The 15,219-nt window shown below is 70.0% G+C and carries 14 protein-coding genes and 1 pseudogene; 6 read left to right on the forward strand and 9 right to left on the reverse strand.

The annotated features are described in order from the left end of the window. Window positions 1-220: 220 nt before the first annotated feature. Together O7632_RS24230 and O7632_RS24235 are read right to left on the reverse strand one after the other, a co-directional pair. Window positions 221-400, reverse strand: a complete 180-nt coding sequence (locus tag O7632_RS24230; protein WP_278120333.1) for a DUF397 domain-containing protein — start codon at window positions 398-400, stop codon at window positions 221-223. Next, window positions 397-1,182 carry a helix-turn-helix transcriptional regulator gene (locus O7632_RS24235; RefSeq protein ID WP_278117500.1) on the reverse strand — a complete coding sequence of 262 codons (786 nt, stop codon included), beginning with the start codon at window positions 1,180-1,182 and terminating at the stop codon, window positions 397-399. The genes O7632_RS24230 and O7632_RS24235 overlap by 4 nt, the downstream gene beginning before the upstream one ends. A 214-nt stretch (window positions 1,183-1,396) precedes the next feature. Here O7632_RS24235 and O7632_RS24240 point away from each other — a divergent pair, with 214 nt between their 5' ends. The 3 genes from O7632_RS24240 to O7632_RS24250 all read left to right on the forward strand — a co-directional run bounded on the left by O7632_RS24240 (window position 1,397) and on the right by O7632_RS24250 (window position 2,644). After that, complete coding sequence (locus tag O7632_RS24240; RefSeq protein WP_278117501.1) at window positions 1,397-1,783, forward strand: hypothetical protein; 387 nt, start codon at window positions 1,397-1,399, stop codon at window positions 1,781-1,783. Then, a complete protein-coding gene (locus O7632_RS24245; RefSeq protein ID WP_278117503.1) occupies window positions 1,783-2,040 on the forward strand; it encodes a hypothetical protein in 258 nt (85 codons plus the stop codon). Before O7632_RS24240 ends, O7632_RS24245 begins: the two co-directional genes overlap by 1 nt. 85 nt (window positions 2,041-2,125) lie before the next feature. Beyond that, on the forward strand, window positions 2,126-2,644 hold the full coding sequence (locus O7632_RS24250; RefSeq protein ID WP_278117504.1) for a hypothetical protein: 519 nt from the start codon (window positions 2,126-2,128) through the stop codon (window positions 2,642-2,644). A gap of 187 nt (window positions 2,645-2,831) precedes the next feature. Here the strand turns inward: O7632_RS24250 and ispG are convergent, their stop codons facing one another. From ispG to O7632_RS24270, 4 genes are read right to left on the reverse strand one after another with little or no spacing between them, the layout of a single operon-like run. Beyond that, the gene (gene ispG, locus O7632_RS24255) at window positions 2,832-4,004 is read right to left on the reverse strand and encodes a flavodoxin-dependent (E)-4-hydroxy-3-methylbut-2-enyl-diphosphate synthase (protein WP_278117505.1); all 1,173 of its coding nucleotides are present in this window, start codon (window positions 4,002-4,004) and stop codon (window positions 2,832-2,834) included. Window positions 4,005-4,011: 7 nt separating this feature from the next. Beyond that, a complete protein-coding gene (locus O7632_RS24260) occupies window positions 4,012-5,259 on the reverse strand; it encodes a site-2 protease family protein (protein ID WP_278117506.1) in 1,248 nt (415 codons plus the stop codon). Beyond that, entirely contained in the window at window positions 5,259-6,452 is a 1,194-nt protein-coding gene (gene dxr / locus O7632_RS24265) for a 1-deoxy-D-xylulose-5-phosphate reductoisomerase (RefSeq protein WP_278120335.1), read from the reverse strand. The genes O7632_RS24260 and dxr overlap by 1 nt, the downstream gene beginning before the upstream one ends. A 25-nt stretch (window positions 6,453-6,477) precedes the next feature. Next, window positions 6,478-7,098, reverse strand: coding sequence for a Uma2 family endonuclease (locus O7632_RS24270; RefSeq protein WP_278117508.1), 621 nt, complete (start codon window positions 7,096-7,098; stop codon window positions 6,478-6,480). A 174-nt stretch (window positions 7,099-7,272) separates the two neighbouring features. Between O7632_RS24270 and O7632_RS24275 the strand changes: the two are divergent. Continuing rightward, window positions 7,273-8,079, forward strand: a pseudogene (locus O7632_RS24275) (YhjD/YihY/BrkB family envelope integrity protein); the annotation flags it as partial. Here the strand turns inward: O7632_RS24275 and O7632_RS24280 are convergent. Continuing rightward, the gene (locus O7632_RS24280; protein ID WP_278117510.1) at window positions 8,066-10,315 is read right to left on the reverse strand and encodes an MMPL family transporter; all 2,250 of its coding nucleotides are present in this window, start codon (window positions 10,313-10,315) and stop codon (window positions 8,066-8,068) included. The pseudogene O7632_RS24275 and the gene O7632_RS24280 overlap by 14 nt on opposite strands. 54 nt (window positions 10,316-10,369) lie before the next feature. Here O7632_RS24280 and O7632_RS24285 point away from each other — a divergent pair, with 54 nt between their 5' ends. Further along, window positions 10,370-11,998, forward strand: coding sequence for an NAD(P)/FAD-dependent oxidoreductase (locus O7632_RS24285; protein WP_278117512.1), 1,629 nt, complete (start codon window positions 10,370-10,372; stop codon window positions 11,996-11,998). 28 nt (window positions 11,999-12,026) lie between these two features. Here O7632_RS24285 and O7632_RS24290 read toward each other — a convergent pair whose 3' ends face one another. Further along, on the reverse strand, window positions 12,027-13,619 hold the full coding sequence (locus O7632_RS24290; protein WP_278117514.1) for a Rieske 2Fe-2S domain-containing protein: 1,593 nt from the start codon (window positions 13,617-13,619) through the stop codon (window positions 12,027-12,029). A 164-nt stretch (window positions 13,620-13,783) separates the two neighbouring features. Between O7632_RS24290 and O7632_RS24295 the strand changes: the two genes are divergently transcribed. Further along, window positions 13,784-14,050, forward strand: coding sequence for a DUF2631 domain-containing protein (locus O7632_RS24295; RefSeq protein ID WP_278117516.1), 267 nt, complete (start codon window positions 13,784-13,786; stop codon window positions 14,048-14,050). Window positions 14,051-14,085: 35 nt separating this feature from the next. Here O7632_RS24295 and O7632_RS24300 read toward each other — a convergent pair whose 3' ends face one another. After that, complete coding sequence (locus tag O7632_RS24300) at window positions 14,086-15,216, reverse strand: DivIVA domain-containing protein (protein WP_278117518.1); 1,131 nt, start codon at window positions 15,214-15,216, stop codon at window positions 14,086-14,088. Between the last annotated feature and the right edge of the window lie 3 nt (window positions 15,217-15,219).

Below are 15,219 nucleotides of genomic sequence, written 5' to 3' on the forward strand. Positions count from 1 at the left end.
AGGGTCACAGACCCGCCCGAGCAAGGGAGGAAATACCGCCGGGCCCAGGTCTGTCGGGCCTCAAGGGTCAGACAGCCTGAGCCGCAAGGCGACAAGGTGACCAGACATCAGTCAGGACCGGTGACGTCAAGTCAGCCGTGGCCGGTACAAAGATGACCCAGCAACCACCACGGCCCCGCACCTCACCAGGTACGGGGCCGTTGCCGTGATGCTCAACGGCTCAGCGGGCCTGCTTCGCCAGCTCCACGAAGCTCGACCAGGCGGCCGGGCCGAAGGCGAGCGTACCGCCGTCGCGGTCCTTGGTGTCCCGGACGAAGACCCGGCCCGGGATGTTGTCGGCGACCTCGACGCATCCGTTGGTGTCGCTGTGGCTGCTCTTGTGCCAGTGCGCGCCGGTCATGTCCATCTCTCTTCCATCCTTGCAATCAGCTCCAGGCTCTGCCGGTGCGGCAGCGCATGTCCCCGGGTCACTTCCCACGCGTCCTCAAGCCTCGCCGTGTCATCCGGAGCCTCGACAATCCGGCCGCGCAGGTAGCCGTCCAGGAACCCCACGGTACGCCCTTCAACGGTGGCGAGCACCAGTCCGCCATGCAGCCCTGGATAGAGACCGGTCCCGAGGGGGATCACGTGGACCTGAACGTTGGGCCGCTCGGCGACCTCTAGCAACGCCCCGATCTGCTCACGCATCACGTCCCGGCTACCGACCTCGCGATGAAACGCCATCTCGTCGACCACCGCGACGAGCCGACATGGACTCTTCCGGGACAGGATCGACTGACGAGCAATCCGGGCGGCAACCAGGCCGTCTAGGTCGGCTCCGGGATCATCCTCGAAGACGGACAGCACCTCGCGGGCGTACGCCTCGGTCTGGAGCAACCCGGGTACGACGAACGGGTGAAACGCACGGAGCAGGGTTGCTCGCCCTTCGTACTCGACGAACGGACGGAGCCACACGGGCGCCCGCTCGCCGACGACGAACTCTCGATAGAACTCGGCGAGCGCCGTTCCAAACGCCTTGTCGACGGCTTGCAGGTAGTCAGGCAGGATGGGCCGCTCGCCGCGTTCGACCGAGCCGACGTGGCTCCCCGAGAAGTGAATGCGCTCGCCCCATGCCTCTTGCGTCAGCCCTGCCGCTTCACGCAGTCGACGCAGTTCCCTTACCAGATATCGACTACCGCCCATAGACCTTCACATCCCTCAAATTCTCCGTGTTGGACCGCGCCACACCTTCGCAGCCACCGAGGACCGCAGACTGCCACGAGCAACCACCTGGTCACTCCTGGTCGTCGTTCATCTTCCGTCGATACCGATCCGCAGTCCAGGGTGGAAATCGACCTGGGACGAATCCTTGCCAACCCGAGGTCCCCGAACCGCCCGCTCTCCGAAGGGGATCAAGGTGCCCAGAGATAACGGCGCATCCGCCGGCCGCAACGCCCAGCTACCAAAACGCGTTCCCGGGCAGACGGACGTCGAGCACGATCCGCGCTTCCGCCTCATCGCGGCACGCGGTGTCGCCCAGGCCCCCGCCCGATCGAAAATGCCCCTCGCGGTATCGGTCGAGATCGCACGCTCGACCGTCGAGGCCCGTGAACGCATCAAGCAGCACATGCCGTCGCGGCATGGAGACTGCCCGACGTGCGAGGAGACCGCACCGTGCCGGCCGTTTACCCGGGCGCTGACCATCCTCGACAGGCACGACCCGGGCATGGCACGGCGGGTGCGCGCGGTGCTTCAGGTCCTCGCGCTGCCGGCGCCGCCCTCGGCGAACCAGGGGGCCGCGTGATGACCGAGGATGAACCACTGCTGCGCGTTGGCGAAGTGCTCAACCTGAGCAAGGCAGACTGGGTGTACGGCGACCGAGACCTGACCGTCCGGGTCTCGGACATCCGCTACGGACTCGACAAGCCGGATTGCCTGGTCGTCGCGATCCTCGCCACGGTGATGGAGTTCGGCCGGGACGGGCGCATGTTGATGCTCAACGTTTACAAGTCCGCCCTGACCCGCCCGGGCGTCCGTGCGGTGAACGGCGCAGTCCCGTGACGCGCGCCGCGTTCCGGGCAAGATCCCCGCCCTGTCTATGCTCGGCTCTGAACAGCGCAGACAGCCTTAGATCGGAGACGCGGACATGCAGGTCGCCGAAGTCCTGGACGTGCTCGAAGCACTGTTCCAGACCAGCAAGCACCCGGACATCACCGATGTGCGGCGATACGGGCAGGACACCGAGCCCGGCGCCAACTCGCCGGCCGGGGTACGGGTCTACTACTCGACCGGGTCGACCGGAATGCTGTGGGTGGCCGCCGGCAAGCCCGCCCCGGCCCCGGCACCGTTGCCGGCCGAGCTGCCCGCGCCTCGCGAACGGGCACGTCGCACCCTGGCGTTCGCAGTACAGCTGCTGGACTTCGCCCGCCCTGAGGAGTTCACGTCGTGGGAGCCGTGCGCCTTTTCTGGCGTGCACATGTCCCCATCCGGGATGAAGATCACCTGCCGGGACGGCAGCGCCGTCTACCTGCGGGCGACCGCCACCACCGGACCGGGCGGCATCGCAGGCGAACCACAGGAAGACCCGTATCCGGACTACCAGATCCCCGAAGGAGTCCATTCATGGCGCCAAGAGGTAGATGCTCGGTCTGCGGCCAGCAGGTAACCAGCGCCCCCGGCCAGCCCGCACCGCCGCACCAGAGCCCGGGAAGCCGGGCCGGATGTGCCGGATCAGGCCAGCCCACGGCATAACCGACTCAACCTTGCGTGCGAGGCACCAAAGGGCCGATCCCGGCGGAAGACCGGAGTCCTCCGCCGGGATCGACGCAGCTGAGCAATGGGCGTCAGTGCCGTCAGTGCACCGTCACGGTCGGCCCGGACACCAGGTCCCGCAGCTCGGCCGGCAACTCGGTGCCCATCTCGTCGGCCAGCCGCAGCGCCTCCTCGACCAGGGTCTCCACGATCTGCGACTCCGGCACCGTCTTGATCACCTCGCCCTTGACGAAGATCTGACCCTTGCCGTTACCCGACGCCACCCCCAGGTCGGCCTCCCGGGCCTCACCGGGACCGTTGACCACACAGCCCATCACCGCGACCCGCAACGGCGCCGGAAACCCGTCCAGCGCGGCCGTCACCTGGTCGGCGAGAGTGTAGACATCCACCTGGGCCCGCCCGCAGGACGGACAGGAAACGATCTCCAGGCCGCGCTCGCGCAGCCCGAGCGACTCCAGGATCGCCGCGCCGACCTTGATCTCCTCCACCGGAGGCGCGGACAGCGACACCCGGATCGTGTCCCCGATCCCCTCGGCCAGCAAGGCACCGAACGCGACCGCCGACTTGATCGTGCCCTGGAACGCCGGACCGGCCTCGGTCACCCCGAGATGCAGCGGATAGTCGCACCGCTCGGCGAGCAGCCGGTACGCGCGGATCATCACCACCGGGTCGTTGTGCTTGACCGAGATCTTGATGTCCCGGAAGTCGTGCTCTTCGAACAGCGAGCACTCCCACAACGCCGACTCGACCAGCGCCTCGGCGGTCGCCTTGCCGTGCTTGGCCAGCAGCCGCTTGTCCAGCGAACCGGCGTTCACCCCGATCCGGATCGGCGTACCGGCCGCTGACGCCGCCTTGGCGATCTCCGCCACCTTGTCGTCGAACTGCCGGATGTTGCCCGGGTTGACCCGGACCGCCGCGCAGCCGGCGTCGATCGCGGCGAAGACGTACTTCGGCTGGAAGTGGATGTCGGCGATCACCGGGATCTGCGACTTACGGGCGATCGTCGGCAGCGCGTCGGCGTCGTCCTGCGACGGTACGGCGACCCGCACGATCTGGCAGCCGGACGCGGTCAGCTCCGCGATCTGCTGCAGGGTGGCGTTGACGTCCGACGTCAACGTGGTGGTCATCGACTGTACGGAGACCGGCGCGCCGCCGCCGACCGGCACCGAACCGACCATGATCTGCCGGCTGATCCGACGTGGCGCCAACGGCGGCGGCGGCACGGCGGGCATGCCCAGGCTGACAGCGGTCACTTTCAACTCACCTCGTGAACAGCGTGATCGGGTTGACCACGTCCGCGGTGATGGTCAGCAGCGTGAACGCGCCACCGATCAGCAGGACCGCGTACGTGAGGGGCATCAGTTTGAAGTAGTCGACCCGGCCCGGATCGGGACGGCCGAACACCGCGTACACCCAGGAGCGGATCTTCTCGAACCAGGCGATCGCGATGTGGCCGCCGTCGAGCGGTAGCAGCGGCAGCAGGTTGAACACCCCGACGAAGAAGTTCAACGAGATGAACAGCAGGACGAACAGCTCCCAGGCGTCGTTCGCCACCGCCTCGCCGCCGAGTCGGCTGGCACCGACCACGCTGATCGGGGTGTCGATGTCCCGCTCGGAACCGGTGATCGACGCCCACAGCGCGGGGATCTTCTCCGGGATCCGCATCATCGCCTCGAACGTGCCGATCGCCATCTGGCGCAGGTAGTCGCCGGTCGCGGGAAAGGCCTCCAGCGGCGAATAGGTCACCATGCCGGGCTTCTCGATCCGCAGACCCACTCCGAGAGCGGCCACGGTGCTCACCGGGCCGTCGTCGGCGCCGAGCGCCGGACGCCGTACCGCCGCGAGATCGGCCGGGACGGTGTCGGTCACCCCGTCGCGCTCGTAGGTCACCGTCGTCGTGCCGGGTTCGGCCGACCGGACGACCTCCAGCATGTCGCCCCAGGTGTCGACCGGGGTGCCGCCGACGGCGGTGATCCGGTCCCCGTCGCGCAGTCCGGCGAGTTGGGCCGGGCTCGGCGGGTCGTCGGCGGCGCAGGCCCGGGCGACCGCCTCGACGATGACGCAGTCGGTCACCGTGACCACCGCCGGCTCCTGCCGGGCCTGCTCCTCGCTGGCCGGGAAGTCCGGGTTGGGCAGGCCCATGAAGACCGCCGCCAGCCACAGCGCGACGATCGCCAGACCGAAGTGGGTGATCGACCCGGCCGACATCACGATCGTCCGTTTCCACACCGGGTAGCGCCACATCACCCGGGACTCGTCGGCGGGGTCGACGTCGTCGTCCTGCGGCGTCATCCCGACGATCTTGCAAAAGCCACCGAGTGGGATGGCTTTGAGACCGTACTCGGTCTCGCCGCGTCGGAACGACCAGACAGTGGGGCCGAAGCCGACGAAGTAACGGGTGACCTTCATCCCGAACTTCTTGGCCGTCACCATGTGACCGGCCTCGTGGAGGCTCACCGAGATCAGGATCGCGAGGGCGAACAGAACCACCCCGAGCAGGTACGCCATCAAGCTCCCTCCGCCGACGCACCGATGAGCTCCTGCGCCCGGGACCGGGCCCAGGACTCCGCAGCGAGCACATCCTCGACCGTACCCGGTTCGCCGAAATCGGGGGCCGACCCGAGCACCCGTTCCACCGTGTCGACGATGCCGAGGAACGGTAGCCTGCCGGCGACGAACGCCGCCACGCACTCCTCGTTCGCCGCGTTGAACACCGCCGGGCGGCACCGCCCGTCCGCGCCGGCCTGCTTGGCCAGGACGACCGCCGGGAACGCCGTCTCGTCCAGCGGGGCGAACTCCCAGGTTTGCGCCCGGGTCCAGTCCACCGGTGTGGCGGCCGCCGGCACCCGGGCCGGCCAGCCGAGCGCCAGCGCGATCGGCAACCGCATGTCCGGCGGGCTGGCCTGGGCGATCGTCGAGCCGTCCACGAACTCCACCATCGAGTGGATCACCGACTGCGGGTGGACCACGACCTCGATTCGCGGGTACGGGATGCCGAACAGTTCGTGCGCCTCGATCACCTCCAGGCCCTTGTTGACCAGGGTCGCCGAGTTGATCGTGACGACCGGGCCCATGGTCCACGTCGGGTGGGCCAACGCCTGCTCCGGGGTGACCCCGGTCAGCTCGGCGCGCGGCCGCCCCCGGAACGGGCCACCGCTGGCGGTCACCACCAGCCGGCCCACCTCGGCGGCCGTACCGGAGCGCAGACACTGGGCGAGTGCCGAGTGCTCCGAGTCGACCGGCACGATCTGGTCCGGACGTCGCAGCGCCGCCCGTACGATCGGGCCGCCGGCGATCAACGACTCCTTGTTGGCCAACGCCAGGGTCCGACCGGCCCGCAACGCGGCGAGGGTCGGTGCCAGTCCTCGGGAGCCGTCCACCCCGTTGAGCACCACGTCACACGGCCACTCGGCCAGTTCGGCCATGGCCGCCGGCCCGGTCAGGATCTTCGGGATCTTGAATCCGCCCGTCGGGTAGCCCTGCCGGGACGCCTCGGCGTAGAAGGCGAGCTGCAGGTCCTGGGCGGCCGACGCCCGGGCCACCGCGACGACCTCGGCCCGCAGCTCCAAGGCCTGGCGGGCGAGGAGTTCGACGTTGCCGCCGCCGGCGCCGAGCCCGACGACCCGGAACCGGTCCGGATTCCGGGTGACGATGTCGACCGCCTGGGTGCCGATCGAGCCGGTCGAACCGAGCAGGACGATGTCCCGTGGGGAGGCTGTCACCGCCTCATTCTGTCGCAGCCTCGTCCAACAGCTCCGCCGGGTCGATCGAGAACTCGAAGGGCTCCTTCATCACGAACGTGGTGCCGGCCGCGGCCGCCGCAACCGGGCGGTACTCACCGTCGGCCAGCTCGTGCAACGCCAACGCCGGCACCCGGTTGCGAAGATCCACACGCAGGAACCATGGCACGCCGGCAGTGGCGTACTGACGTGGCCGGTCGATCACGTCCTTACGCCGGTTGCCTTTGGAGACGATCTCGCCCAACAGGACGGCGTCCGAGATCGGCATCGACACCTGGCCACTGCCGGGCACCCGAAGCACCGCGATGTCCGGAATGAATAGATCCTCACCCGAGACGATGTTCACCTCGTGGTAGAGCCAAAGCTTCGCCCGGCGCGCAGCCTGTTTCAACAGGTACGCCAGATCCAGCTCGATCGTCTGGTGGTCGTACCCTGCATGTGGTGTCACGATCACGCTCCCGCTGAGGACCTCGACCTTGGGACCATTGGTCTCCGGCAACAGGTCAAGGGCGAGCTGCGCGGTCCACGGCTCGTCGAAGTCCCCGAGTACGTCGAACGACGGTTCGCGCGGCGGCGCCGGATCGGGCACGAATGCCGGCTGTGCCACGTTGCTCACCCCTTTCCGCGGGACTGATGCACCGACCAGCCTAGCCGCGCCGGCCCGCCACGGCGGCACGCCGGGCCATGTCGCCAACCCGACGCACCGTAGGTGACCGCCGGGGCACCGGCGTGCCGGGCGTCGCGGGAGTGGCGGTTGCCCCGGTGGGGAAAGCTAGTCGGCATGGTCACCCGAGGTCGCCGGCTGGTCCGGGCAGCATTCCGGCCGCTACGCGGGCGGGACCTGTCCCTGCACGCCGCCTCGATCACCTTCTTCGGCGCGATCGCCGTCGTGCCGGTGGTGCTGCTGGCGATCTGGCTGACCGGGCTGTTCGCCGGCGCCGGCCGGGTCCGCCGCCTCACCGACCCGGCGATCGACACCCTGCCCGGCCAGATCGGCGCCGACCGGGCCGCCGCCGCGCTGATCGACGCCGGCCTGCACATGACCCCCCTGCTGGCGTTGGCCGCCCTGCTGCCCGCCTCGCTGTACGGCGAAGGGCTGCGCCGGGCGTTCGTGTCGGTGGCGCCGCCGCCGGAGCCGGCCGAGTCGCTGGTCGGTTGGCGGGGCCGGGTGCTGCTGCTGCCGCTGCTCGGTGCCGCACCGGCGCTGATGCTGCTGGTGCTGCTGGTGCTACCGTGGGCCACCGACCTGTTCGCCCGGGGCGGCTGGGCGGGCGCGCTCGGGGTGATCGTGTCGTTTCTGGCGGTCTGGCTGGGGCTCAGCCCGGTGCTGGTCTGGGTGTTCCGGGTGGTCGGACCCGGCAAACCGGACTGGTTGGCGACCGTCGCGGTCGGTTCGTTCACCGCCGCCAACCTCTCCGGTTTCCTGCACGGCTTCATTCTGTTCTGCTCGCTGCCGCTGGACCTCGGGGTGCCGTTCGGCGGGCTCGACCAGGTCGGCGCGGCGGTCGCGGTGCTGCTCTGGCTCTACCTCCTGCACGTGATCGTGCTGGCCGGCTACTCCGCGACGCTGGCGTTCAGCCGGTGGCGCCAGCGCCACCCGCCGAAGAACCACCCGCCGAAGAACCGCCTGTCGGACCCACCGACACCAGCTCCCGCCGGGGTGGCGCCTCGTGCAGGCCGAACCGGCGGTACACCCGGCCCAACGGACCCGGCGCCCACCAGTTCCACCGACCCAGCAGCCGCATCGTCGCCGGCACCAGCAGCACCCGGACCAGGGTCGCGTCCACCACGATCGCCACGATCATCCCGACGCCGATCAGCTTGATGAACGAGATGCCGCCGGTGGCGAAGCCGGCGACGACCACGATCAGCAGCAGCGCGGCGGCGGTGATGATCCGCCCGGTGTGCTGCAGACCGGCGGCGACCGATGCGGTGTTGTCACCGGTGCGGTCCCACTCCTCGCGTACCCGCGACAGCAGAAAAACCTCGTAGTCGGTGGCCAGCCCGAACAGCACCGCCAACATCAGGATCGGGTTGGTCGGGTCGATGAACCCGGTCGGGGTGAACCCGAGCCAGTCGGCGAAGTGCCCATCCTGGAACACCCAGACCACCACGCCGAACGACGCACCGATCGACACCAGGTTCATCAGCACCGCCTTGACCGGCAGCACCACCGAACCGAACGCCAGGAACAACAGCACCATGGTGGCGGTAGCCATCAGCACCGCCATCCACGGCAGATAGCGACCGAGGCTGTCCAGCATGTCGATGTCGGCGGCGGTCCGACCACCGACGAGCACCTCGGCTCCGGCCGGCGGCGGCAGATCCCGGATCGCGCGGACCAGCGCCTGCGCCTCGTCGCCGGTGGGTTCGCCGACGTAGCTGACCCGGATCAACGCCGAGGCGTCACGTACCGCCGCGATCTGGGCGCCGGTCGCACCCGGCAGCCTGGCGATCTCATCGGCCAGCGTCTGGGCCAACTGCGGTCCGGCGCCGGAGACCAGCACCTCGATCGGGCCGACGCCGGACCCGTCGGGGAAGTCGGCGGCGATCGTCTCGGCCACCACCCGCGACTCGGCACCGGCCGGTAGCACCCGTTCGTCGAAGCCGCCGAACTCGGCCCGCGCGAACGGGGTGGCCAGCAGCAGCAGGCCGACCACCACGACGGTGGCGTAGCGCACCGGGCGGCGCATCACGCTGCGGGCGATCCGCGCCCACGCGCCGTCGGCGGCCGACTCACCCCGCTCACCCGGCGCGGCAGAGACCGCCGCCGCCGGGTCGGCGCGACGACGGCGCCACGGCAGCGGTACGGCGAGTGCGTTGATCCGGGGGCCGAGCACCGCCAGCAGCGCGGGCAGCGCCGTCACCGAGGCGAGCATGGCGACCAGCACGGCGGCCATCCCGCCGAACCCGATCCCGGTGAGGAACGGCTGCGGGAAGATCAGCAGGCTGACCAGCGCGGTGCCGATGATCAGGCCGGACACCGCGACGGTACGCCCGGCGGTGGCCACCGTGCGGACCAGCGCCGCTTCGGTCGGATGCCCGGCGGCCAACTCCTCGCGGAACCGGCTGACCACGAACAGCGCGTAGTCGATCGCCATGCCCAGCCCGATCAGGGTGATCACGTTGATCGCGAACACCGACACCTCGGTGACCAGGGTCAACGCCCGGACCGCCACGAACGCGCCGAGGATCGCCAGGACACCCACCAGCAGCGGCATCGACGCCGCCACCAGTCCGCCGAAGATGAACACCAGCAGCACCAGCAGGATCGGCAGGGCGATCAGCTCGGCCCGGGTGATGTCCCGGATGATCTGCTCGTTGGCCTGGTCAAGGAACGGCACCCCACCGCCGGCCTGGGTGGTCAGTCCGGGAGCGTCCACCAGCGGGCGGATCCGCTCGTACGCGGCGATCTTGGCGTCCTCGTCGACGCCGTCGAGCTGGACCAGGGCGTAGGTGGCCCGCCGATCGGCGGAGACCAACGCCGGGGACTGGCTGCCGTAGAAGCTGACGACACTGGTCACCTCGGGTCGTGCGGCCAGCTGGTCCAGGGTGCCGGTGACCGCCTCCTGGAACTGCGGATCGTCGACCGAGTAGCTGTCGCTGCGGTACAGCACCAGCACGTCGACGTCCTGATTGCCCAGCTCGGCGGTGATCCGATCCTGGGCCCGGGTCGATTCGGCGTCCGGGTCGGCGAACCCGCCGCCGGAAACCGCCCCGAACAGCCCGGTGCCCCAGGTCACGCCGACGACCACCAGCACCGCGGCGGCGGTCAGCACGACCCAGCGCAGCCGGACCACGGCCTGTCCCCACCATACGAACACGCCTCGACTATCGCAGGGCCTTCCCGCGCACCGCAGGGCGACTAGGGTCGACACATGGGTACGTCACAACCTGCGGCCACCCGACTCGACCCGCCGCTGCCCACCCGGGCCGACGTCGTCGTCGTCGGTGCCGGACACAACGGCCTGGTCTCGGCGGTCCTGCTGGCCCGGGCCGGGCTGGACGTGCTGGTGCTGGAGGCGGCCGACGTCGTCGGCGGCGCGACCCGCACCGAACAGCCGTTCGCGAAGGTGCCGGGACTGCGGCACTCCACCGGCTCGTACCTGCTCGGACTGATGCCGCCGGAGCTACTGGCCGTCCTCGACGTCGACATCCCGGTGCTGCGCCGCGACCCGCACTACTTCCTGCCCACCCCGGGCGGGCCGGGCTCGCCGTACCTGTTGTTCGGAGCCGACCGGGCCGCCACCCGGGCGCAGATGGCGTCGGTCTTCTCCCCCGCCGACGTGGCCGCCGACGACGCGATGCAGGCCGAGTTGGCGGCGCTGCGGGCCGACCTCGCGCCGGCATGGCTGGTCGAGCCGCTGCCGGTCGAGCAGACCGCGCAGCGCTACATCCGGCCGGCGCTGCGACAGGTCTTCGTCGACCTGGTCCGGGGGTCGGTCGCCGACTATCTGGCGCGCTTCGAGTTCCGTTCCGAGCTGCTGGTCGCGATGTACGCCGTCACCGACGGGCTGAGCGGGCTGACCGCCGGACCGGACGATCCCGGCACCGGCCACAACTTCCTGGTGCACAACATGTGCCGGTTGCCCGGTGCCGACGGCACCTGGATGATCGCCGCCGGCGGGATGGGGACGGTGTCCCGGACCTTCGCCGACGCGGCGCGGGCCGCCGGGGCACGGATCGTCACCGACACGCCGGTGACCGGGGTGACCGTGTCCGGCGGTGCCGTCACCGGAGTCGTCGTCGCCGACGGCCACGAGGTGGCCGCCGAGCTGGTGCTCGGCGCCGGTGACCCGTACCGGCTGCTGGACCTGGTCCCCGACGGTGCGTTGCCGGCGGAGTTGACCGATCGGATCGCGGCCACCCAGCGTCCGGGCAGCACGCTCAAGGTCAACCTGGCGCTGACCGGACTGCCCCGGTTCAGTTGTCTGCCCGCCGACGCGCCCAGCCCGTTCGGGGCCACCATCCACCTGCTGCCCGGCTCGGCGTCGCTGCTGCCCGACGGTGGGGGCGAGTCACCGATGGCCGCGCTGCGGGGGATGTGGTCGCAGGTGCGGGCCGGCCGGCTGCCTGCCGAGCCAACGATCGAGTGGTACCTGCACACCACCGTCGACCCGTCGCTGCGCGACGCCGACGGGCACCACTCGTCGGCGTTGTTCGTGCAGTCGGTGCCGTGGCAGCCGGCGGGTTCGTCGTGGTCGACCGAGCTGCCCGGGTACGTCGACCAGCTGTTGGCGATCTGTGACCGGTACGCCCCGGGCACCAGTGCGCTGGTCGCCGACGCCGTGCCGCTGGCTCCGCCCGGTATCGAGGCGCATTTCGGCATCACCGGCGGACACATCCACCACGTCGACAACACGTTCGCCTTCACCGACCGGATGCCGTACGCGACCGGGCTGCCCGGGCTGTACGCCGGAAGCGCCGGCTGCCACCCGGCGGGCAGTGTGATCGGTGCCGCCGGGCACAACGCGGCCCGGCGAATCCTGCGCGACCTGGGACGCTGAGGCCCGCCCCGGCTGTCGCGAACGCCCGTCAGGCCTGGGCGGCCGGCGCGTCGGCCGGTGCCGGTTCGCTGGCCGGTGCCGGTTCGTCGGCCCGGCGGGCCCGGATCTCGTGCCCGACGCTTGTCAGACAACGCCCGCTGGGCAGGTCGAACCGCCAGCCGTGCAGCTGGCAGGTGAGCTGATCACCGTCGACGATGCCGAACCGGGTCAGATCCGCCTTGAGATGGGGGCAGCGCCGCTGCACGATCCAGTCACCGAGCTTGATGTCCTCGGCGTCCGGGCGCTGCTCGGCGTACCAGCCCTCGGCGTACTGCAGCCGCTCGGTGGACAGGCACTTGAAGAACGCGTACACGAACTCGTTGTACTGGCCGATCCGGGCCGCCGAGAAGCGGCAGGACAGGAAGAGCGAGTTGACCCAGTCCACCTCGCCGATGTGCAGCAGGTGCTCCACCAGCGCCCGGTCGGTACGGAACCGGTAGCGGACCTTCTCGTCGCCGTACGGGCGGACCTGTTTGCCGGGGAAGTCGACCACGATCGACTCGACCGACTCGCCGTCGTAGCCGACCAGGTCGAAGCGGACCGGCCCGCCGACTCCGTTGGCCAGGTAGACCGACTCCTCCAGCAACGGTTCGATGCGGCGCTTCATCTCCACCAGCACGTCGACCTCGGGGTGCCGCCAGGACACCTTCTCTGCCTCGATGATCGGGCGCTTACGCTCGCGCATCTCGACCAGATGGGCTTCCTTGGCGGCGAAGAACTCCTCGACCGGCTGCGGATGGGTGGTCCGGCAGTCGTCGGCGGTGACCTCGGCGACCGAGCCGGGCAGCAGCACCACGCCGTTGGTACCGCCGACCTTGGCGTACTCGGTCAGGAAGACCTGCTGGTCGGGGAAGATGTTGCCCTCGTCGCCGTGGATGTCGTTGAACTGCCACAGCCCGTCGTCGAGGAAGCAGGGCGGACCGGCGATCGGGAAGACGTACGACGCCTTGAGATCGTCGATGTAGCGCCAGGTACGGTCGAACTGGCGGTCCCGTTTCTGCTTGCCGAACGCCGTCTTCGCGGCGGCCGGCAGCTCGTAGACCATCGGGTACCAGATGGCGCCGGAGAACTGCAGCAGGTGGGCGTGCACGTGGCCGAGGGCGGCGAACGTCGACAGGTCGGTGGGGCGGGCGTCGTTCTGGTTGAGCAGCCGAATGCCGTCGTGCTCGACCCACAACGACGAATCACCGATCGGGCCGTCGGTCGGGCTGGTCAGCGCCTGGATCATGATGTTGAGGCCGCCGTCGAGCTCGACGACCTCGTCGCTCTTGGTCCGCAGAAAGCTGGTGAAGCCCAGCTCCCGCAGCTCGTCCTCCAGCTCCGAGGTCGGATACTCCGGCAGCAGCACGGTCGCCTTCTTCGACACGTACCGCTTCAGGTGCGCCGCGTCGAAGTGGTCCCGGTGCAGGTGCGACACGTACAGGTAGTCGACCTGGCCGAGCGTCTCCCAGTCGAGCTGGGAGTTGTCCGGGAAGGGGAACCACGAGGCGAAGTAGGCCGGATTGACCCACGGGTCGCACAGGATGCTGCCCGCGGCCGTGTCGATCCGCATGCTGGCGTGCCCGGTACCCGTCACTCGCACCGCAAAGACCCCCTTGGTCGCACATCGAGGTGTACGTCGCAGACGCTACCGGAGCGCCGTGGCGCACCGGCTCGCGACGCCCGGATCGGGCGGCGGCACCCCGTCGAGGCGGACCGTGCCGGAGCCGGCGGGACGGGTCCCCGCCAACGGGATCTGCCAGCCCCATGCCAAACTGGTCGGGTTCCGTTTCGAACAAGGAGGACCGACCCGTGGCCGGAACCGAGCCGGTAACGTCGCCCGACCAGCACAAGCCGGGCCATCGTAAGGCAGGACGCATCGGTGCCGTGGTCTCGGCGCTGGCACTGCTCGCCATGCTGATCGGCAACCACGACGGCCGGGTCGAGAACATCTGGCTGATCGGCCTGGCCGTCGGCCTGCTGGCGATCGTCGTCGGCGACGCGGTGCTCCGCCGCAACGGCCTTCGTTCTTGACGGCGATCACCCGACCGACCGGTCGGCTTCGGGGGTCAGCGGCGCTGGAGAATGTCTTGCACCTCCTTGAGCGCCGCGTCCACCTCCGCTTCGAAGTAGCCGCCAGTGACCAACCCGAACTGCACGGTGTCCAGCTCGGCGGTGTCCACCGGCATCGGCCCGCGTCCGGCCATGGCGGTCAAGATGTCTTCGAACAGCCGGTCGACCTGGGCCGGGTCGTAGCCGCTACCGAAGCGGCGGACCTGGAAGGTGCGCCGCATCTGATCTATCCGCTGCAGTTCGTTGCCAGGGCCGGACGGACGCGATGACATCGGGCCGCCGATCGAGGGGCCCCGCATCCCACCGCCGGGTCCGCCCATCCCCGGATGGCCACCGCCGGGTCCGCCCATCCCCGGATGGCCACCGCCGGGTCCGCCCATCCCCGGGTGAGCCGGAGCTTCTCCCTGACCAGGGCGCGTTCCCTGACCGGGCATGCCGGCGGGCCCACCGACCGACGGTGGACCGCCCGACCCCGACCGACGGTCCGGAAAGTGAATCTCGGCAGTCATGTCGGCTCGGCCGTGCCGCCCCTGTTGGAAACCGTCGAACCTGCCCTCGGGGGTGGGGCCGAACCCGCCGTGCGGGCTGGCCGGGGCCGGCGGGGGTAGCTGACCAGCGGGCGTGACCGGCGGGTATCCCCCGGTGGCGCGCGGATCCTCGTACCGCCCGTAGGCGCCGGTGGGCTGATCGGCGTACTGGCCGTACGGGTCGTGGCTCGGTCCACCTGCCTGCGCGGGCAATGGACGCGGCGGCAGCGCGGCGGCCGGCGGCATCGGGCGATCGGGAATCATCGGGCGATCGGGAATCATCGGCGCCACCCGCTCCGGCGGACCGTGCCGGTCCGCCGGCACCGACCGGTTCTCGGCGACTCGCCCGGCCGGGCCGCGTTCCTCCAACTCGGCCAACTGCCGCTCCACCCGGTCCAGGTGAAGGTCGACCTGCCATTCGTCGTATCCGTTGAACCGGACCCGAAAAACGACGTCGTGTACCTCCTGGGCGGAAACCGGTGACCCGACCGGCTCACCCGCGAGTGTGGCCTCGACACGGTCCAGGAAGGCATCCACTTCGTCGACCTTGTAACCGCGACGAAGCGCCCTACGCCGAAAGCGCTGTCCCTGACTCGCCACTAT

The organism is Solwaraspora sp. WMMD406, from assembly GCF_029626025.1.
Classification (GTDB): Bacteria; Actinomycetota; Actinomycetes; order Mycobacteriales; family Micromonosporaceae; genus Micromonospora_E.